The sequence below is a fragment of the Vibrio sp. ABH4_348 genome (assembly GCF_056159765.1).
Genome location: NZ_JBSWVW010000001.1, coordinates 2,775,796 through 2,794,040, shown reverse-complemented (window position 1 = coordinate 2,794,040; position 18,245 = coordinate 2,775,796). Strand labels below are relative to the sequence as shown.

General features: G+C 42.5%; 21 protein-coding genes. 9 read left to right on the top strand and 12 right to left on the bottom strand.

Going from position 1 to position 18,245, the window contains the following annotated elements:
- The first annotated feature begins 78 nt into the window (after positions 1-78).
- Together rph and pyrE are read left to right on the top strand one after the other, a co-directional pair.
- Positions 79-795, top strand: coding sequence for a ribonuclease PH (rph, locus tag ACXAFJ_RS12815; protein WP_475323842.1), 717 nt, complete (start codon positions 79-81; stop codon positions 793-795).
- 72 nt (positions 796-867) lie between these two features.
- On the top strand, positions 868-1,512 hold the full coding sequence (pyrE, locus tag ACXAFJ_RS12810) for an orotate phosphoribosyltransferase (protein WP_475323841.1): 645 nt from the start codon (positions 868-870) through the stop codon (positions 1,510-1,512).
- A gap of 58 nt (positions 1,513-1,570) precedes the next feature.
- Here pyrE and lpxM read toward each other — a convergent pair whose 3' ends face one another.
- Genes lpxM through coaBC form a run of 4 tightly spaced genes read right to left on the bottom strand, consistent with a single transcriptional unit; the run spans position 1,571 to position 5,391 of the window.
- Entirely contained in the window at positions 1,571-2,551 is a 981-nt protein-coding gene (gene lpxM / locus ACXAFJ_RS12805; RefSeq protein ID WP_475323840.1) for a lauroyl-Kdo(2)-lipid IV(A) myristoyltransferase, read from the bottom strand.
- Between the two features lie 14 nt (positions 2,552-2,565).
- A complete protein-coding gene (lpxL, locus tag ACXAFJ_RS12800) occupies positions 2,566-3,513 on the bottom strand; it encodes an LpxL/LpxP family Kdo(2)-lipid IV(A) lauroyl/palmitoleoyl acyltransferase (protein ID WP_475323838.1) in 948 nt (315 codons plus the stop codon).
- A gap of 4 nt (positions 3,514-3,517) precedes the next feature.
- Complete coding sequence (gene slmA, locus ACXAFJ_RS12795) at positions 3,518-4,108, bottom strand: nucleoid occlusion factor SlmA (protein ID WP_475323837.1); 591 nt, start codon at positions 4,106-4,108, stop codon at positions 3,518-3,520.
- Between the two features lie 56 nt (positions 4,109-4,164).
- Positions 4,165-5,391, bottom strand: coding sequence for a bifunctional phosphopantothenoylcysteine decarboxylase/phosphopantothenate--cysteine ligase CoaBC (gene coaBC / locus ACXAFJ_RS12790; protein WP_475323836.1), 1,227 nt, complete (start codon positions 5,389-5,391; stop codon positions 4,165-4,167).
- Between the two features lie 313 nt (positions 5,392-5,704).
- Here coaBC and radC point away from each other — a divergent pair, with 313 nt between their 5' ends.
- The 5 genes from radC (at position 5,705) to mutM (ending at position 8,502) form a co-directional block, all read left to right on the top strand.
- Positions 5,705-6,373 (top strand): RadC family protein, encoded by a 669-nt coding sequence (gene radC, locus ACXAFJ_RS12785; RefSeq protein ID WP_475323834.1) that lies wholly within the window; start codon positions 5,705-5,707, stop codon positions 6,371-6,373.
- Between the two features lie 296 nt (positions 6,374-6,669).
- Positions 6,670-6,906, top strand: a complete 237-nt coding sequence (rpmB, locus tag ACXAFJ_RS12780) for a 50S ribosomal protein L28 (protein WP_475323833.1) — start codon at positions 6,670-6,672, stop codon at positions 6,904-6,906.
- Between the two features lie 13 nt (positions 6,907-6,919).
- Positions 6,920-7,090, top strand: coding sequence for a 50S ribosomal protein L33 (gene rpmG / locus ACXAFJ_RS12775; protein ID WP_475323832.1), 171 nt, complete (start codon positions 6,920-6,922; stop codon positions 7,088-7,090).
- 100 nt (positions 7,091-7,190) lie between these two features.
- Positions 7,191-7,658 (top strand): hypothetical protein, encoded by a 468-nt coding sequence (locus tag ACXAFJ_RS12770; RefSeq protein WP_475323830.1) that lies wholly within the window; start codon positions 7,191-7,193, stop codon positions 7,656-7,658.
- 31 nt (positions 7,659-7,689) lie between these two features.
- The gene (mutM, locus tag ACXAFJ_RS12765; protein ID WP_475323829.1) at positions 7,690-8,502 is read left to right on the top strand and encodes a bifunctional DNA-formamidopyrimidine glycosylase/DNA-(apurinic or apyrimidinic site) lyase; all 813 of its coding nucleotides are present in this window, start codon (positions 7,690-7,692) and stop codon (positions 8,500-8,502) included.
- Here mutM and coaD read toward each other — a convergent pair.
- Positions 8,499-8,993, bottom strand: a complete 495-nt coding sequence (coaD, locus tag ACXAFJ_RS12760) for a pantetheine-phosphate adenylyltransferase (protein ID WP_475323828.1) — start codon at positions 8,991-8,993, stop codon at positions 8,499-8,501. The two genes, mutM and coaD, sit on opposite strands and share 4 nt — an antisense overlap.
- 112 nt (positions 8,994-9,105) lie before the next feature.
- Here coaD and ACXAFJ_RS12755 point away from each other — a divergent pair, with 112 nt between their 5' ends.
- Positions 9,106-10,134, top strand: coding sequence for a glycosyltransferase family 9 protein (locus ACXAFJ_RS12755; protein ID WP_475323826.1), 1,029 nt, complete (start codon positions 9,106-9,108; stop codon positions 10,132-10,134).
- Here ACXAFJ_RS12755 and ACXAFJ_RS12750 read toward each other — a convergent pair.
- Complete coding sequence (locus tag ACXAFJ_RS12750) at positions 10,131-10,922, bottom strand: glycosyltransferase family 2 protein (RefSeq protein ID WP_475323825.1); 792 nt, start codon at positions 10,920-10,922, stop codon at positions 10,131-10,133. The genes ACXAFJ_RS12755 and ACXAFJ_RS12750 overlap by 4 nt on opposite strands.
- Entirely contained in the window at positions 10,919-11,974 is a 1,056-nt protein-coding gene (locus ACXAFJ_RS12745; protein ID WP_475323824.1) for a glycosyltransferase family 9 protein, read from the bottom strand. Before ACXAFJ_RS12745 ends, ACXAFJ_RS12750 begins: the two co-directional genes overlap by 4 nt.
- 98 nt (positions 11,975-12,072) lie before the next feature.
- Between ACXAFJ_RS12745 and ACXAFJ_RS12740 the strand changes: the two genes are divergently transcribed.
- Positions 12,073-12,774, top strand: a complete 702-nt coding sequence (locus tag ACXAFJ_RS12740; protein WP_475324125.1) for a 3-deoxy-D-manno-octulosonic acid kinase — start codon at positions 12,073-12,075, stop codon at positions 12,772-12,774.
- On the opposite strand, the gene ACXAFJ_RS12735 is transcribed toward ACXAFJ_RS12740, so the two are convergent.
- From ACXAFJ_RS12735 to waaF, 5 genes are read right to left on the bottom strand one after another with little or no spacing between them, the layout of a single operon-like run.
- Positions 12,732-13,985, bottom strand: a complete 1,254-nt coding sequence (locus ACXAFJ_RS12735; RefSeq protein WP_475323823.1) for an O-antigen ligase family protein — start codon at positions 13,983-13,985, stop codon at positions 12,732-12,734. The two genes, ACXAFJ_RS12740 and ACXAFJ_RS12735, sit on opposite strands and share 43 nt — an antisense overlap.
- Complete coding sequence (locus tag ACXAFJ_RS12730) at positions 13,978-15,237, bottom strand: 3-deoxy-D-manno-octulosonic acid transferase (protein WP_475323821.1); 1,260 nt, start codon at positions 15,235-15,237, stop codon at positions 13,978-13,980. Before ACXAFJ_RS12730 ends, ACXAFJ_RS12735 begins: the two co-directional genes overlap by 8 nt.
- Before the next feature lies 1 nt (position 15,238).
- Positions 15,239-16,015: a glycosyltransferase family 32 protein gene (locus ACXAFJ_RS12725; RefSeq protein WP_475323820.1), complete on the bottom strand. Its 777-nt coding sequence runs from the start codon at positions 16,013-16,015 to the stop codon at positions 15,239-15,241.
- The gene (locus ACXAFJ_RS12720; RefSeq protein ID WP_475323818.1) at positions 16,012-17,052 is read right to left on the bottom strand and encodes a glycosyltransferase family 9 protein; all 1,041 of its coding nucleotides are present in this window, start codon (positions 17,050-17,052) and stop codon (positions 16,012-16,014) included. Before ACXAFJ_RS12720 ends, ACXAFJ_RS12725 begins: the two co-directional genes overlap by 4 nt.
- Positions 17,033-18,088, bottom strand: coding sequence for a lipopolysaccharide heptosyltransferase II (gene waaF / locus ACXAFJ_RS12715; RefSeq protein WP_475323817.1), 1,056 nt, complete (start codon positions 18,086-18,088; stop codon positions 17,033-17,035). Before waaF ends, ACXAFJ_RS12720 begins: the two co-directional genes overlap by 20 nt.
- Between the last annotated feature and the right edge of the window lie 157 nt (positions 18,089-18,245).

Genomic DNA, 18,245 nt, shown 5'->3' with positions numbered 1-18,245 from the left:
GCTTACTTTTGTTTACCTAGCTTCTTGGTTATAATCTGCCCCCAATCCCTATCAGGTTGCACATAAAGGTAACTGCCAATGCGCCCAAATGACCGTGGAGCGGATCAAGTTCGCCCAATAAAAATCACTCGTAACTACACCGCTTATGCAGAAGGTTCTGTGTTGGTAGAGTTTGGGAACACCAAAGTATTGTGTAATGCCACGGTTGAAGAATCAGTACCTCGTTGGTTAAAAGGCCAAGGTAAAGGGTGGGTGACAGCGGAATACGGTATGTTGCCACGTGCCACTCACTCGCGAACGCGACGCGAAGCAGCCAGTGGTAAGCAAGGTGGCCGCACTATGGAAATTCAACGCTTAATTGCCCGTAGTTTGCGCGCTGTTGTTGATTTACAAGCGATGGGTGAAATCATGGTCACCGTGGATTGTGATGTAATTCAAGCTGATGGCGGAACTCGTACGGCATCAATTAGTGGTGCAAGTGTTGCGATGGCTGACGCCTTTGCTCATTTGGTTGAATCAGGAAAGTTGAAAAAGAACCCGATGAAAGGTCATGTTGCGGCTGTATCTGTAGGTATCTTAGGTGAAAACGTCTTGTGCGACCTTGAATATGTCGAAGATTCTGCAGCTGATACAGACATGAATGTAGTTATGACCGAGCAAGGTAAGATGATCGAAGTTCAAGGTACCGCTGAAGGTGAACCGTTCAGCCATGAAGAGCTTTTGAGGCTTTTAGAGTCAGCCCAAAAAGGTATTAGTGAGATCGTCGCCGCGCAGAAAAGCGCGTTAGCCGAATAATTTTTGTTAAATAGCTCCGAAAGGAGCTATTTTTTTGCTTAGAGATAAGCGTGAGTAATAAGAGAGAAGAAGATGAAAGCATACCAGCGTGACTTTATTGAATTTGCCCTTGAAAAAGAAGTGTTGAAGTTTGGTGAATTTACCTTGAAGTCTGGTCGTAAGAGCCCTTACTTTTTTAATGCTGGTTTGTTTAATACAGGCCGCGATTTGGCGAAACTGGGTCGTTTTTACGCAGCTGCACTAGCAGACTCTGGTATTGATTACGATGTGTTGTTTGGCCCAGCTTACAAAGGCATCCCAATTGCTACGACTACTGCGGTCGCACTGGCTGATCACCATGATACTGACAAACCATACTGCTTTAATCGCAAAGAAGCGAAAGACCATGGTGAAGGTGGAAATCTTGTCGGCAGCGCGTTAGAAGGCCGTATCATGTTAGTGGATGACGTGATCACCGCGGGAACCGCCATTCGTGAATCGATGGAAATCATTCAAGCCAACGGCGCTGATCTCGCTGGCGTGCTCGTGGCGATTGACCGTCAAGAGAAAGGCAAGGGCGAGTTATCTGCTATTCAAGAAGTAGAGCGCGATTTTAACTGTTCAATCATTGCAATTGTGTCTCTAACAGATCTAATCACTTACTTGGAAGAAAAGGGTGACAACTTAGAGCACCTTGAAGCGGTAAAAGCTTACCGAGCTGAATATGGAATCGCTTAAGTAATCTTTTATAGAACTAAAAAGCCTAGCAATCGCTAGGCTTTTTTTATTGGTTATCTTAATGGCTGTCGTCGTAAAGTGCTTCACCATTGCGGCGAGTTTTTAGCAAACCTAGATTCCACATATATTGCTCTGGCCTTGGTGTCACCATATCTTCAATTGCTTTATTCATTGCTCGAGCATCAGTTTCTTCATCACCGGTCGGGAAGTTTTCGAGCGCAGGCAGAATATGGACTTCGTATTTTCGAGTTTTCTCATTGTAGGCTGGAAGAACCGGTACGACTTTGGCTTTTGATAGGCGAGCCATCTTGCCAAAACCTTTTAATGTTGCTTTTTCTGTACCGAAAAAATCCACAAAAACAGAATTCTGTGGGCCAAAATCTTCATCGGGTAACCAGTAACCTACATAGCCCTCTTTGATTGAGCGAACAAACGGCTTCACACCAGCTTCTCGAGCAAAAATTCTACCGCCGTATTGCATGCGTTGAACTTGCATTAGCCAATCACCAATTGGGTCGCGTTGTGGCTTCATAATCGTCGTTATTTTATAGCCTCGTGCTGCGAGCATGACACCTGGGTAATCGACAGCCCAAGCATGCGGAGCCAAGATGATGACTTTCTCTCCTGCATCGAGTAATGGGATTAGGTTCTCTTCTCCTATCATCACTCCACGGTTTTGATTGTGCTTGGTCGAACGGGCTAAGAACTCAGAATAACCAAAGAAATATTGGGCAGCTTTTACAAACGTCTCACGAATAATATGTTCGCGTTCTTCAGGTGTCTTGTCCGGAAAGCAATGTTCTAAGTTAGTGCGAGCACGGCGCACCACACGGCCATTTTTATTCACCACAATGGTAGACAGCTTTCTGGCTAAACTGTCTCGTAAGCCAACGGGAATAAATGCAAATAACGCGGCGAAAAAAATGCCAATCCATGTACCCCAATATTTAGGATGCAGGAACGACCATTGAAAGGTTGGGTTGTGTAGGTAGTTATCAACACTGCTTTTTTTAGCAGTGTTGTTTTCTGTCTGAGACATGCAAAACCTATTTGTTACTGATAACGAGAGTTTGTGAGCGCTCTATCTGGTAGTGACTTGAAGCGTTTATGAAGCCAAAGCCACTGCTCTGGAGCGCGAAGTATAACTTCTTCGATTTTTTTATTCATAAATGTTGCGGCCGCAACTTCATCACCTTTTGGATATTCTGGTTCTAAGTCTTCACTGACGATGATTTCGTATTTGCCTTTAGCATTGCGAAACCCTGAGCCTGTCACAATCGCGCCTTTTGAAGTGTAGGCGAGAATACTGGTACCAGTGATGGTACAGGCTTCTTCAACGGCAAAGAACGGGACAAAGACAGATTTTTTATGTCCGTAGTCTTGATCGGGTAAATAGAAGAAGCGTTCTCCGCTGCGGATTGAACGAATCATTCGTTTTAAATCGGTGCGGTATATAAGTGCATTGCCACTTCTAGAACGACCGCGGTATTGAATAAACTCGTAAGCTGGATTGGAGTGAGGACGGTAAGCACCGTAACCGGGAAGCCCAATGACTCCAAACGCACGAGCGGTAATTTCTAGATTGAGGGCGTGTACACAACATAAGAGTACACCTTTGCCTTCTTTTTGATACTTAAGCAATGTATCTATATTCTTGATATCGAGCTGTTTTTTTAATCGCCAATCGGGCCAAAACCAAGCAATACCAGTTTCAATTAAAGCCATTCCAGTGTTTTTGAAGTTTTCAACAACTAGCCTATCTCTTTCTTCAGTTGGCATTTCAGGAAAGGCCAACTCAATGTTTCGCTGAGCAATTTTAGCTCGAGATTTACCCAGCTTTAGACCTAGCGTTCCTATGCCTCTTCCAAGCTTATATAAAACAGGATAAGGAAGCAGGTTGACGATAAGCGCCAACAAACTAAATCCAAGCCAAACACCCCAGTATTTAGGGTGCAATAAGCTCAGGGTAAACGGAGGTTTTGATACGGGATACTGCGTCATGATGTTATTGGATTTGAGCGCTCAATAGCGACCAATACTCTTCAAAATTCTCGGTTGGTTGGTATTTAAAGTCTGAACGAACAAAGCGATTTAAGCTACCCTCTACTTGTCCTAATAACTGTGCGGCCAGAACCGACTCTTCTACTGGGAAAGATTTTTCTTCACGAAGTTTACGCTCACGGAGAATCTGGCGTAGTGAGGTTTCAATGCGCTCATAGAGTTGATTGATTCGGTCACGAAGCCTTTCATTTTCAAACATTAACGCATGGCCAGACAAAATGCGTGTTAAGCCCGGATTACGCTCGGCAAAGACGAGTAAAAGCTGCAATACCATTCGAATGCGCTTTAGCGTGTCTTTTTCTTCATCCAAGATACGGTTAATGCGAGACATTAGAGATTCTTCGATAAACTCGATCAAGCCTTCAAACATACGTGCTTTACTTGGAAAGTGGCGATAAAGAGCGGCCTCTGACACGCCAACTTTCTTAGCCAGTTTAGCGGTTGTGATTCGCGCTGCGCCATCATGAGACTCAAGCATTTCTGCCAGCGCTTGTAGAATTTCTTCGCGACGGTTTGATCTCTTGTTACCAGCCATGAAATCGTTCCTTCCTTTTTACAATGTTTGGGACTCTAAGAGTCACCTGTCTTCAATTACTCTGGATTGACTGACATCCTATCAGCAATCTCTTCAAGTATAAGATGAGCAATGTCGTGTTTTGGAGCGAGAGTAAGTGTACGCTTACTATTTTGCCAGTAAAGAGTGATCGCGTTATCGTTACTGTTAAACCCTTGACCTGATTTAGAGACGTCATTGGCACAGATCATATCGAGCTGTTTTCTTGCAAGCTTATCTTTGGCGTATTTTTCAACTTCTTGGGTTTCGGCGGCAAACCCCACGGTGAAGGGTCTCGACTCTTTCAGCTTGGCGACGTTGGCAAGGATATCGGGGTTTTTAACCATAGTCAGGGTAATTGAATCCGTATCGGCATTCTTTTTCATTTTCTGGTTAGCGACTTGCTCGGCGCGATAATCCGCCACGGCGGCACAGCCAATAAATATCGCGTTGTCTTGCGCCCGTTGCATGACTTCATCAAACATCTGTTGAGCACTTTCCACAGGAACGATGTCTACGTTCGCTGGTACAGTTAAGTTTACAGGGCCTGAGACTAAAGTAACTTTTGCACCTAATTTGGTCGCTTGCTCAGCCAGTGCATAACCCATCTTTCCAGAGCTGTGATTGCTGATGTAGCGAACCGGATCTAACGCTTCACGAGTCGGACCTGCTGTAATCAGCAGCTTTTTACCGCTCAAAATCTTAGGTGCAAAAAATGACTCACAGTGCGCGACTAGCTCAAGTGGCTCTATCATTCTCCCCGGACCAACATCACCACAGGCTTGCTCGCCAGATGCCGGCCCCCACAAATGAAAACCACGTTGTTTGAGAGTGACAAGGTTGCTTTGGGTTGCAACATTGCGGTACATCTGTTGATTCATCGCGGGCGCAAATGCAACTGGGGAATCAGTTGCAAGTAATAAGGTGGAAAGTAGGTCATTGCCCATCCCCGCGGTTGCTCTAGCAATGAAGTCAGCACTTGCGGGGGCAATCAAAACCAAATCAGCCCATTTCGCCAGTTCAATGTGACCCATGGATGCTTCCGCAGCAGGATCGAGAAGACTATCTGATACCGTGCGTCCAGACACGGCCTGCATGGTTAAAGGCGTAATAAACTCTTTAGCCGCAGCAGTCATCACGACTTGGACTTCTGCACCACGCTCAATTAAGCGACGAGTTAAATCTGCGCATTTATAAGCGGCGATTCCGCCAGTGATCCCTAGCAAGATCTTTTTCCCGGCCAAACTCAAGTTCGATGTTTGCATCTGTTTTCCCTCAAATTTATGCCGCTAACCATACCACGCTATTATCTGGTTCGAAAATGATGACCATCAGGAGTTTTGGCTTACGGATTATTTCTGACCCAACAATTGGCGAAGCAATTGGCAAACAAACTAGCGTAAGTTTAGTTTTGACGTCAGTCGCTAATCCCCATGCCTGATTGACACTTCAGTTACAGCTTGTTTTTTTGTCAGTCGGAAGTGCAACATTCCACTACGACTTATACCTTGCCTTGTGTGGAGCTAGGCTAGCGACTGAGATTAGATTAAGTCAGGTTAAATACTTGGTAGATTTTGTATGTCTTCTATTCCCACTGATTCTATGCCACGAGAAAAGCTGCTTCAGTTTGGTCCGCATGCACTTACAGATGCTGAACTTCTGGCCATTTTTCTTCGAACCGGCACCAAAGGGATGAATGTCATCCAACTTTCTCACCATCTATTAACTGAATTTGGTTCGCTACGAGCCTTGTTTTCGGCAGATATTGATGTGTTTTGTCAGCATAAAGGGCTGGGAATGGCTAAGTATGTGCAGACTCAAGCGATTCTCGAGATGTCAAAGCGCTACCTTGCCGAAAGAATTGAACGAGGCGGTTCTATAACAAGTCCCACTCATACCAAACAATATTTGTCGACTGTGCTCAGAGATCGCCAACGAGAAGCGTTTTATATACTGTTTCTCGATAGCCAAAATCGTGTAATAAAAGATGAGGTTCTGTTCGAAGGAACCATTAATAGTGCATCAGTGCATCCGCGTGAAGTCGTCAAGCGAACACTTGAGCTTAACGCTGCGTCACTCATCTTGGCACATAATCATCCATCAGGGATCAGTGAGCCGAGCCAATCAGATAGACAAATTACCGAACGACTGGTTGATGCTTTGTCCTTGATTGAAGTGCGTATTTTGGACCATTTTGTCGTTGGTGATGGCGAGGTGACATCTTTTGCAGAGCGAGGCTGGCTCTAGCTTTGCCAGCATTAGGGTTTGAGTTCAAAGTTTTTGTTGTTCGCTTCTTAGATTCTGCTACAATCTGCCGACATTTTTTGAACCTTTATCAGCTCTGGTTAAAAAGATCTCGAAAATCGCAAAAAGGATCTGTTCGGGTCTTGAGCAATGCTAGTCAAGTTAGTATAATGCGCGACCTTTGATAGCCTTGTATGGATTTTCCATAGCGGTTTTTAACCTCCAACTTCTTTGTTTAGAGAAAGAGGTTCGGCCACCAAGGTTGATATCGAGCTGAAACGATTTTGGAGAAGACATTCATGTCCCGAGTATGCCAAGTAACTGGTAAGCGTCCAGTAACGGGTAACAACCGTTCTCACGCGCGAAATGCTACTAAGCGTCGTTTTCTGCCGAACCTACAAACTCATCGTTTCTGGGTAGAGAGCGAAAAACGTTTTGTTAAACTACGCCTATCTGCTAAAGGCATGCGTATCATCGACAAGAAAGGCATCGATGCTGTTCTTGCTGATATCCGTGCTAACGGCGAAAAGGTATAAGAGGAATTAAACAATGGCTAAGAAAGGCGCCCGTGAGAAAATTCGTCTAGTTTCTACTGCTGAAACTGGTCACTTCTACACTACTGACAAGAACAAGCGCAACATGCCAGGCAAATTTGAGATCAAAAAGTTTGATCCAGTTGTACGTAAGCACGTTGTTTACAAAGAAGCGAAAATCAAGTAATTGATTGCCTCTTTGAAAGTTTGAAAACCCAGCCTAACGGCTGGGTTTTTTGTTTTTTAATCGTTATATTTTATCCATCACTGATTGATAGCGAATAAGTATGGACGCCAAACACCGTCGCAAGTGGAATAACCGACTCATTTTTGCCGTGATTGCTTTCATTTCAGTTCTGAATTTACCGACGGTTATTAAACACTGGCTTATTGAGCAATCGCCGCCGCTCTATCCACATCTACTCAACCCAAATGCTGAATTGCAATCCTTGTATTTTGGGGATTGGCAGCTAGAGCTGATTGATGGTGAGTGGCAGAGTAATATTCTCAGTACGGTGAATGCAGATGAATGGGCCACAAGATGGCAATCTCTTGTCGGAACTGCTGTCGATTCTGAATCATTCTCAGCACTTAAACCCGGTTTACCAGCCCCTTCCACCATTGAAATCTGGTACCAACGCCAAGAGGAGCCGCAAAGGATCACTGTGTATATGACGGATCAATTTTGGTTGATGCAAAACTGGCAACAAGACTGGATCGCAATTTCTGTTGATTCCCACTATTTGATACCCTAGCGAACTAATGAATTAAAGTGGTCATTGAGTCATGCCAGAGTTGCCTGAAGTTGAAGTAAGTCGGATGGGCATTAGCCCGCATTTAGTAGGTCAAAAAATTACGTCAATGATTCTGCGCGCACCCAAATTGAGGTGGGATGTTCCAGCTGAGCTCAAGCAGCTGGAAGGGCAAGTCATCACTCAAATTCGTCGACGAGCTAAGTACTTGCTAATTGATACTCATGCAGGAACGGCTGTTGTCCATTTGGGTATGTCGGGATCACTTAGAGTGCTAGACACTCAACTACCTGAGCAAAAACACGATCATGTGGACATGGTACTGTCGAACGGAAAGGTATTGCGTTACAACGATCCAAGACGTTTTGGCGCTTGGCTATGGGCAGAGAAAGATCAGCAGCATCAGCTACTCGATAGCTTAGGACCTGAACCATTAACCGACGAATTTTCAGTTGACCAAATAGCTAAACTTGCTCAAAACAAACAAGTCGCAGTTAAAACCTTCATTATGAATAACGCGAATGTTGTAGGTGTGGGCAATATTTACGCGTGTGAATCTCTATTTATGGCTGGCGTTGCTCCCACAAGACCGGCCAAAAGCCTCTCTATTGTCGAATGGGAAAAGTTGGTAGTGGCCATTAAACAAGTACTTGCCATAGCCATCAAGCAAGGTGGCACTACTTTAAAAGATTTCTCTCAGGCAGATGGCAAACCTGGATATTTCGCACAAGAACTGCAAGTATACGGACGAGATGGCGAGCAATGTCGTACGTGTGATGAGACGATTCAATCCATGAAGATAGGACAGCGCAACACTTTCTATTGCCCTAACTGTCAGCCAGCTTAAACTTTTGCTTTTGACTTAAGTGCAGCGGCAACTATTTCGGGCACAAATTCGCTAACGTCGCCACCATGAATGGCGACTTCTCGGACTATGGTCGATGAGATAAATGCGTGTTCTTCTGCCGGCGTAAGAAACACACTTTCAAGACCGGGCATTAGGCGTCGGTACATGTTAGTCAGGCCAAATTCGTACTCAAAATCGACCGTAGTTCGCAATCCTCGAATCAGCACATTGGCATGTTCTTGCTTGGCAAAATCTACCATCAGGCCAGTAAACCCCTTGGTTGTGACATTTGAAAGATGTGCAGTAACACTTTGTGCAAACTGCACTCGTTCGTCTAAGGTAAACATGGTGTTTTTACTCGGACTGGCGGCGACCGCAATAATGACTTCATCAAACATCTCGGAAGCTCGTTCGACAAGATCCAAATGACCGTGAGTAATGGGGTCAAAAGTTCCGGGATAGATAACACGAGAAAGACGTTTTTTAGTCATATTCAGCTACTCAAATTCAAATTTGCTTTGGTGATGGTAACAAAAAGGCTGAACTGCGCCTATCTACTTAGTTATGATAGAGAAAAGGCAAAATAGCTAGAGCAGAGGCATCATGCAAAAAATTCTGGTAATACGTAACGACAAAATTGGCGATTTTATGTTGGCTTGGCCAAGCTTTGCGATGCTCAAACAGTCGTTGCCGGACGCAGAAATTACCGCATTGGTGCCAAACTATACCAAGCCTTTAGCCGAGCTTTGCCCTTGGATTGATCACATAATTGTCGACTGCGGAAAGAAAGCAGATAAGACACAAAAAAAAGCTCTAATAGAGACTATCAGGCAAAAGCAATTCGATGCGTCGATCAATCTGTTTTCAGACAGCTATAACGCGTTAGCGGTATGGAAAGCGGGTATTCCCAATCGCGTAGCACCTGCCACTAAGCTGGCTCAGATTTTTTACAATCATCGAGTGAAACAAAAACGTTCTCAATCGGCAAAACCCGAATATGAATATAACTTGGATTTGGTCCGAGCATTTTTGGATAAAAAAGGGATTGAAATACAAGAGCCTAAAGCGCCTTACCTTAGTTTTCCGTCAGACGTAATTGAGGTTCAGCAAGCCAAATTATGTAACGCGCTGTCGCTAAATTCAGACAACCCTATTGCTATGGTTCACGTTGGTAGTGGGGGTTCTGCGAACAATTTGTCTATGTCGCAATATGCGGAATTTATTGCCGGTATATCATCGGAGTATCAGTGGGTACTGACTGCGGGACCGGGTGAAGAAGACAGTGCTTTACAGCTATTTGAACAGCTTACTGAAAAAGGTATACAAGCTAAGGTATATATTGAAAACGATGGCCTTGAAGACTTTACCTGTTCTATAGCTTGCGCCAGTTTATTTGTGGCGGGATCTACTGGGCCACTGCACATTGCTGCGGCGGTTGATGTTCCTACCGTTGGATTCTTCCCAAGCAAACGCTCTGCGACACCGCTTAGATGGCAACCCATTAACTCAATCGGTCACCATATAGCGTTTTGCCCACCAAAGAGAGGTGACAAAGCGGAGCAAGAAGACATGAGCAACGTTGATATTTTGGATGCGATAACCCAAACAAACCAATGGTTAGCAACAAGCTAACTTTTGTAGTGTGAGTCGTTATCCCGCGCCCATAAATCGGCGTATTTAACAAAGGTAGAGTGCGCAGAGAGTAAAGCGATGAGAAACCCCTGTTTACCGTCCAGAAAGCCACGCTTTAATATATACATCTTTAAGAAGCACCCCAGCGCGTGAACAATGCCTTGTGAGAGGCTGGCTTTTTTTCCTCGAGCTTGTCGCTGGTCTGCCCAAGCTTTGGCATAGCCGGCCGACTTCACTAAGTAATGGTTTAGGTTTTGGTATGAATAATGGAGAATATCGCCATCGAGTTCCGCGACTTTAGTGCCTTCAGGAATGATGACCGATTCGTGAACAAGGTTATCGTTGTATTTAGTGAACTTGTTAGGATACAAACGCACGTGGCGGTAGTACCAACCGGAATGTTTCAGGAAGCGACCAAACACCCAAGTTAGCTCGTTAAGGTTGTAGACAGTGTTCTCGGGTGGGCGCTCTAACATAGCTAAAATGTTGTTTTTTAGAGTGTCATCAATGCGCTCATCAGCATCAACCGCAAGAATCCAATCGCAATCGGTATAGCTCTGAGCCAATTGCTTTTGTTTACCAAATCCCGGCCAAACTGAATTTGTATAGAACTTATCGGTGTATTCTCGGGCAATGTGCTCAGTTCCGTCGGAACTACCTGAATCGACGATCACGATATCATCCACCCATTTAACGCTTTCCAAGCAATCTTTTAGTGCACTTTCTTCATTCTTAGTAATGATAATGGCGGCGATGGTGGCTCTTTGTTGATTGGCAAAATTGCTCATTGAATACCTTCTTTTTTGACAACGTAATCGAACATCTCAATCACATGTTTAGTTTGAATACGTTGCATCGCTTGTTTGTCTTTAACACGAGTTCGCCAAGAGAGCGAGTTTGCTGGTCTGTCCGTTTGCTCTTCTATGGCTTGTTGCCAAACACTGACAATATAGTCTTGATAATTGTATGGGCCAGTCCGTTTGGGATTGTGGTGAGCATAAAGCCCAATAACCGGAATGCTCAGAGCGTTTGCCATGTGGGTAGGGCCAGTATCAGGGGCTAGTACTAATTGAGATTGGCTAATCAAAGCCAGCATTTGTGAAAGACTAGATTGCCCTACTAGATTTTCAATAGGTTGCTGGAGTCTAATTGCGATATTTTTTGCAAGCTCGATCTCAACAGAAGACGGGCTGCCAGCCATTATCACATGAAAACCATTCTGCTCTGCGTGGCGAATGACTTCAGCATAACCTTCTGCGGTCCAGTTTTTATAGGCTTTGCTTGCACCCGGCACGACAAGTAGGTTGGGTTTGTTATCCGCTAGGTGGGTACTTGCCCAATGGGTATCTTGCTCTGAGATATTCAGTTTCCAAGTAGGTGTTGCGTGAGGTACACCTAAGTAGTTAGCAAAAGCCAAGAAACCATCTAGCACATGTGGCGCTGGAGGAGACGGAACTTTTTGATTGGTAAACCAAGTTTGAAAGTCTTGGCTTCTCGTTTTATCAAATCCCAATTTGTACTGAGCTTTGATTCCTAAATTGGCTATGTTGGCACGCATCGCATATTGCATGTGCAATAACGCATCAAACCTTTTGTGTTTTAACTGCTTCCATAGCTGTGTGTAAGCTTTCCAACCTAAAGACTTGTCGAAAATAATGACCTCAATTCCATCAATGGCTTCGAGTAATCTGGCTTCTAATTTACCTGTTACCCAAGTAATCTTGGTTTCTGGCCAATGTGCTTGAATAGATTGCACTGCAGCGATGGCATTACAGACGTCCCCAATGGCCGACAGGCGAAGAATACACAGAGAATGAGGAGCGTGGGAAAAAAGAGCCATACTAGATCTATGCCATGAAAGTTAACCAGAATTATGCAGAGCGGGTAGATAAATGTAAAATGCAAGACTCTCTTTTTATCCGTTAGTAACTTGATTTGATTAACTCAATTTCAAAAAACAATGAAACCATTTGGTACAACACTGAGTTGGTGTCTGATGTCACCGCTGAGTGGTTTGCGCCTGAATATTGGCAAGAAGAGAATCGAGTACTAGGCAGTGCAAAAGGACGCGGTACCACTTGGTTTGTTGATACTGGTAATCATCATGCTGCGTTGCGACAGTATTTGCGAGGTGGATTGTTTGGTCGAGTGGTTAAACAAAGCTATTGGTTTACCGGTTGGGAAAACACCCGCTGTTATCAAGAGCTCAGCCTTCTTAATCATCTGATTGAAAATGGAGTAAACGTACCAAAACCAATCGCGGCACGGGCGAAAAAATCGAACTTGGTATACACCGCTACTATCCTGACTGAAAAAATCGCTAATGCACGTGATTTAGTCTCGATTTTAAAAGAAGTGCCACTGCCAGAAGAAACCTATCGTGCTATTGGACGAGAAATCAGCAAAATGCACCAAGCCAGTGTTAATCATACTGACCTGAATATTCACAACATCTTGCTAGATGATCAGAACAAAGTCTGGATTATCGACTTTGATAAGTGTAAACAGCAATCGACAGGTTTTGAAGGAAGTAACCTAGCAAGATTAAAGCGCTCTTTTGAAAAAGAGCACTTTAAAGAAAACATTTTTTTTGCAGGTTATGAAGTGCTTTTTTCAGAAATTGACTGCAAACTCTTTTGATTTTCTTCTGCCGTAAGTATGGCCATCCCAGCAAAGATTGCTAAGAATACGGTGTAGAACAGCATTCCGGAGTGATGATTAAGGTAGGTTTGCGTTAGGAAATACCCCATAAGTAGCAACATATGGCATATACCCATAAGAGCAAAACAATTCCTTTTTATATCGAGCTTAAAGAACAAATATATAGGAACAAGACACATAATCAGTATAGAAAATAGTCCTATTAATCCTCTTTCTTGAAATGCATCTAGGTATTGGTTGTGGGCGTTGCCATATTTAATTGCATCTTCACCTACCAGCCCTTGCTCATAGAGTTTTTGTTTTTCGGGAATAACATTATTTCTACCAACTCCAAACAATACATTGTCTTTACCTACTAAGTAAGCGGCTTTCCAAAGTTCGAGCCTTACTCCTGTAGATGTCCCTTCTGTTCGTTCAACAAAATCACTATATGCTGAGCTAACCCGGGAGCTCAATAAGTCACCGGATAAAAAAGCAACAGACAAAAACAAAATACTTTGGACAGCAATAAATTTTCTACTTAACGAATGCTTAAAGAACCAAAAAACGATAAACAATACAAAAGGTAACGGAATAAATGCTCCTTTGCTCCCGCACAATAAGACTGCAGTAGCACCCAAAAGAAACCCTATTATACCTAGCCAACTCAAATGACGGTTGTAAGTGCTTCGTCCCTCAAAAGCTGTGACCAACGAAAAAACTGCTAGGCTTGCTGCCATGCCTGAAGATTGAATAGGCATAAACCCAAAAGCTTCAAATGGTCTTACGTTAAGCACAAATTGCATAATCACTGCAGCCAATCCACTAATTATGGCGCCAACAGAAAGTGAAACTAAAACAATAACTTTACTTGGCTTCACAAATAAGATAAGAGCTAAGGCAGGTAAGAAGAATATGACTCTATTAGCTATATCCAACTGTTTTGAGGGACCGTCAAAGACTAACCAAGAGGCTACAATAACCGCAAAGTAACTTATTGCAGCAGCGTAAAAGAGTAATACACCATCCCTATTTTTTAGCTGCTGTCGAGTCTTTGCAATTGATAATAGTCCTGTGATTAACAGCAATATTGAGATCCATGAGTAGCTTTTTCCATGGATTAATAAAGTGCTGGGATATAAAAAAATGAGTAATAAAGAAAATGTTTCAAGCGGCTTATCAATTTTTGTTTTTTTTAGAAGGTTAGTCATAAATAGCCTCGAGGGTGTTTTTTAATCCGCCTTGATTTTTCAATTTGAATTTTTTTAACTTTTCAATGATTTCGTTATAATTATTGGTCTTGCTATTGATTGATATTAGGTTGTCACAAATAGATTTTGAATTGTCTACTTTAAAGCACACTCCCATATGTATTAAATTATCGGTAATCTCTTGGAAGTTAAAATAACTTGGACCGACCAGAATAGGTTTACCTAAGTAAGCAGGTTCAATAATATTATGACCTCCAATTCGGTCTCCCATTAGACTTCCACCCATAAAGCATACTTTTGATGCGGAAATATAAATGGCTACTTCGCCTAAAGTGTCACCTAAGATAACGTTGACGCAATTAAAGTTCGTTGAGTTTGAGCTACGTTTTCCGTATTCGAAACGCATTTTAATGGCATTTTCGACAGTTTTAAAATGCTCTGGATGTCTTGGAACCAGGATCAACACTGAATCAGGCAGCGTCTTTAGGAGCTCTTGATGTGCGTCAAGAAGTTTTTCCTCTTCTCCTAAGTGTGTGCTGATAGCACACCATACAAATTTGTTTTTACCAATGCTTGAAAGTAGTCTATTACCTTCTTTTATCTGGGTTGAGGGTGGGGAAAAATCAAACTTGATTGAACCAGTAACTGTAATACGATTGTCAGGAAAACCCAGTTGCAAATATCTAAGCCTATCATTTTCATGTTGGCAATGTATGCTTGCGATACGAGTCATCATGAATGAAGTTAAGGATCTGATCTTTTTGTAGTGGTTCATTGACTTTTCTGAGAGGCGGGCGTTAACAATGATGACCGGTACTTTACATTTTTCACAAGCATCTAGAAGATTCGGCCAAAGCTCGCGCTCCATAATGAAAATTTTCTTTGGCTTATAGTAACGAATAAACTTTTTCTGGAATGAATATATATCGAGTGGAAGAAATCGATGTTCAATCTCAGGCAGTAGCTTATTTGCGTGCTCGAAACCAGTAACAGTTGTAGTAGAAATCAAGAACTTTGTCGCAGGCTCTTTTTTCTTCAGAGCTTTTATTAGAGTAGCTGCTGCAATAACTTCGCCAACAGAGGCCGCATGAATTAGAATAGGATTTTTATTAAAGGACAAAGGCTTAGTTTTTCCAATGTATTCTATCCACCTTTTACCAACATGGGGTTTTCCAGCTTTCTTTTTGCAAAGACTATATAACCCTATTGGAAAAACCAACCAGACGAGGAGCCTATAAATCCCAATTGCCATACTACTTAACCAAATTTTTAGGATCCATATGTGTCCATTTACTACGGGGTCTATCTATATATTGAAAATGCTCGTTTGTAAATGTGCCTTGAATACACACATACTTTCTATCGAGAGTATCTACATTGCTATCTAAAACTTGATTTAGTACATCTGGGCCAGTTGTACCATAAACCCCCATTTCAGGTTTGTAGTTGTTGATATTGTATACTATTTTATCGATTATGGCTTGTAATTCAGGATTATTCGGTCTCGAAGCAATGAAGTAATTAGTAATTTCGGTGTTATTGCTAACTTTTATATAAAGAGAATTTTCATATGGCACTAAAAGCTTATTCAGAGACCAGACCAAAGTCGCATCAATGTCCATGTAAACACCCCCATGTACATTAAGAACAACTAAACGCCATAGATCAGCTTGTGCCGCTCCGTTGTTTAAACGCATATAAGCAGAATAAGTTTCAGGAGTAGAGTGTTCTTTAATGAATATCTCCCTATCTTCCGTGCTCATATATCGATACTCGCAATTTAACGACATTAATCTATTAAACAGATAGTTAATGTATAGGGGCATCGAAGCTTTGTTCGTAAAATTGGTTTGCCAGATAATTCTTGGAATTTTTGTCTCGTTATTTAGCTTCACAATAGGTTTAGAATGATTAGGTATGGTGAATCTAAGCTTTGGAAACAACCAATGGAATGGGTAAGCAGCCATTTTAACAATGTTACTAGATAGACGAATCAAACGATTTGCAATGAGTGGATATACTTGATTCATGATTGGGTATCCAAAGTAGAGTGTGAGCTAAAGTGATAATATATTTTGTCAGCAATTTGGCTTGGTTTAGGTGGCTCTCCACTAGCATTCATTACAATATGATGTAGCTCGTATTGCGGTGTATATCTAAACGGAACCGTTGTATAAAAAACTCCAACTGTTGGAGTGTGTGTTGAAATAGCGACATTTCGAATACCAGTATCCGGGGAGATTAAAAGGCTAGATTCTGCTATTAGCTGAATAACTTGTTCTAGAGGCAAACACTCTTGAACTTCGACAAGTCCTTTATTCACCTCTGAATTTAGAAAATCTCCTTTCTCCCAGTCTTTGACCCCTTCGAGGTATATGTGACGATAATCTGGTAATGACGACTGAGCTTCTATCATTGTTTCTTTCATATCGGCGCGAGATATTGCTTTATTTTCAGTTGAGGCGCCTGAAAAATATAGAATGAACGGTTCATTTTTCTCTTGCACGATTCTGTGGTCAGGGTAGGCAAAATCGAGCGGGTATGATGGCGCATGTCCAAGTATTTTTAACATATCCAACATACACTCTACTTCAGGTTCAAAGTCAGAGCGATGAACCGTTATGTTGTACAATGAACCTCTTAATGCTCCCGTATATGGAAAGCCGATTTTCAGCTGCGCTTTAGTAAAAAAGGTCATCCAATATGAGCGACTTGTACCAGCTAAATCGAAAATAATGTCTTGTTTTGGTAGTTTTTGGTAGTCCGATATTTTCTCAAACAAGCTCATGCTTTGTGCTTGTTGCCTGTCCGCGGCAATTACAGTCTCATCAGCCAATTCTGAGGGTATACCGTACTGATAGTTTGCTACACCGACTAAAGTGATCTTGGCATTAGGAAAAAACTTCCGAGCTTCTATGAGAAAAGGGCGCACTAACACCTGATCACCCAATGCGGCGTGTCGCATTACTGCGATCTGTTTGATTTCGAGCGGGTTGAACTCTTGAGTCAAATAGCGTTTTGCGGTGTTTGAGGCGTACGCGCCTTTTTCAAACCAAAGAAATTTCATTCGTACCTTTGCTGATAAATTTTTCTAGAGCTGTGATAACCAACTTGGGAGAAAGTTTATTCAAACAATCCAAGTGTTCAAGAGGACATTCTCGCTTAAAGCATGGTCTACAGTCTAGGTCAGTGTTCACGATCTGAAGTTTGTCTGTTAATGGGGGAGTATAATTAGGTGAGCTTGAGCCATATATGGCTACAATGTTACAACCCACAGCTGCCGATACATGCATTAAACCCGAGTCATTGGAAACGACAGTATGGCAATGTGCAAGTAAGTCAACAGCCTCTATCAAAGACGTTTGACCAGCAAGATTAACACATTGATTCTGCAGGTGTTGGGGCAGGCTCATTCGTATTTTTTTTGTGACCTCAAAATCTCTGACTGAGCCAAAAAGCCAAACTTGAAATCCTTTGTTGATCGCATGCTGAGTTACTTTAGCGTAATGAAAATCCGGCCAACGTTTTGCTGGACCGAACTCTGCACCAGGGCATATTCCTATTATAGGCACAGTAGTTTTCAAGTTTAACTTATTGATGGTTAGTGTTTGCGCCTCTCGGTCAATATTTAAACTTGGTTTTGGGCAGTTTTCGAGACTAACCAAATCAACCATGTCCTCTTTTTTGTAAGCGAGCGCGACATATCGTTCGACCATGTACTGAAACACTTTTCTATTTGGCCTAAGGTCATTTAGTAGTCCATATCGAAACTCTCCTTTCCAACCCGTTCTTTTGGGAATTCGAGCCATAAATGGGATCAATGCGGATTTAGCTGAGTTGGGGGCCACTATAGCGTTACTATAGTTATTTTCAGAAATACTGTTTGCTAGCTTAAAGCGAACTCCCAAATTCAACTCACCATGACCCAAGGGTATTTCTATTGAACTATCAACTTCTGGCATCCTATCTAACAGGGGTTTGCACCACTTTGGTGCCAGAACATCAAGGTGAGAATGGGGATGTTTTTTTTTAATTACCTTATAAAGGCTTTGAGACATTATCATGTCACCGACCCATGAAGGGCCAACTACAAGTGTTTTCATTTGGGTCCGAGAGATAGCTGAACAGGTTTAGCTTATCACAAATCATAGAAGACATGATAAAGTTGAGATTGCGGTTTTTTGAACTTAAGTCAATTTGCATGAGCCCAGTGATGTGATTAAATAGCGCTTCAAAACTAAGTAGAACTAAAAGTGAAGT

What these genes read in the sequence shown, in the direction of transcription:
- rph (WP_475323842.1), top strand. Translation starts at nt 79, where the DNA reads ATGCGCCCAAATGACCGTGGAGCGGATCAAGTTCGCCCAATAAAAATC.
- pyrE (WP_475323841.1), top strand. Translation starts at nt 868, where the DNA reads ATGAAAGCATACCAGCGTGACTTTATTGAATTTGCCCTTGAAAAAGAA.
- lpxM (WP_475323840.1), bottom strand. Translation starts at nt 2,551, where the DNA reads ATGTCTCAGACAGAAAACAACACTGCTAAAAAAAGCAGTGTTGATAAC.
- lpxL (WP_475323838.1), bottom strand. Translation starts at nt 3,513, where the DNA reads ATGACGCAGTATCCCGTATCAAAACCTCCGTTTACCCTGAGCTTATTG.
- slmA (WP_475323837.1), bottom strand. Translation starts at nt 4,108, where the DNA reads ATGGCTGGTAACAAGAGATCAAACCGTCGCGAAGAAATTCTACAAGCG.
- coaBC (WP_475323836.1), bottom strand. Translation starts at nt 5,391, where the DNA reads ATGCAAACATCGAACTTGAGTTTGGCCGGGAAAAAGATCTTGCTAGGG.
- radC (WP_475323834.1), top strand. Translation starts at nt 5,705, where the DNA reads ATGTCTTCTATTCCCACTGATTCTATGCCACGAGAAAAGCTGCTTCAG.
- rpmB (WP_475323833.1), top strand. Translation starts at nt 6,670, where the DNA reads ATGTCCCGAGTATGCCAAGTAACTGGTAAGCGTCCAGTAACGGGTAAC.
- rpmG (WP_475323832.1), top strand. Translation starts at nt 6,920, where the DNA reads ATGGCTAAGAAAGGCGCCCGTGAGAAAATTCGTCTAGTTTCTACTGCT.
- ACXAFJ_RS12770 (WP_475323830.1), top strand. Translation starts at nt 7,191, where the DNA reads ATGGACGCCAAACACCGTCGCAAGTGGAATAACCGACTCATTTTTGCC.
- mutM (WP_475323829.1), top strand. Translation starts at nt 7,690, where the DNA reads ATGCCAGAGTTGCCTGAAGTTGAAGTAAGTCGGATGGGCATTAGCCCG.
- coaD (WP_475323828.1), bottom strand. Translation starts at nt 8,993, where the DNA reads ATGACTAAAAAACGTCTTTCTCGTGTTATCTATCCCGGAACTTTTGAC.
- ACXAFJ_RS12755 (WP_475323826.1), top strand. Translation starts at nt 9,106, where the DNA reads ATGCAAAAAATTCTGGTAATACGTAACGACAAAATTGGCGATTTTATG.
- ACXAFJ_RS12750 (WP_475323825.1), bottom strand. Translation starts at nt 10,922, where the DNA reads ATGAGCAATTTTGCCAATCAACAAAGAGCCACCATCGCCGCCATTATC.
- ACXAFJ_RS12745 (WP_475323824.1), bottom strand. Translation starts at nt 11,974, where the DNA reads ATGGCTCTTTTTTCCCACGCTCCTCATTCTCTGTGTATTCTTCGCCTG.
- ACXAFJ_RS12735 (WP_475323823.1), bottom strand. Translation starts at nt 13,985, where the DNA reads ATGACTAACCTTCTAAAAAAAACAAAAATTGATAAGCCGCTTGAAACA.
- ACXAFJ_RS12730 (WP_475323821.1), bottom strand. Translation starts at nt 15,237, where the DNA reads ATGGCAATTGGGATTTATAGGCTCCTCGTCTGGTTGGTTTTTCCAATA.
- ACXAFJ_RS12725 (WP_475323820.1), bottom strand. Translation starts at nt 16,015, where the DNA reads ATGAATCAAGTATATCCACTCATTGCAAATCGTTTGATTCGTCTATCT.
- ACXAFJ_RS12720 (WP_475323818.1), bottom strand. Translation starts at nt 17,052, where the DNA reads ATGAAATTTCTTTGGTTTGAAAAAGGCGCGTACGCCTCAAACACCGCA.
- waaF (WP_475323817.1), bottom strand. Translation starts at nt 18,088, where the DNA reads ATGAAAACACTTGTAGTTGGCCCTTCATGGGTCGGTGACATGATAATG.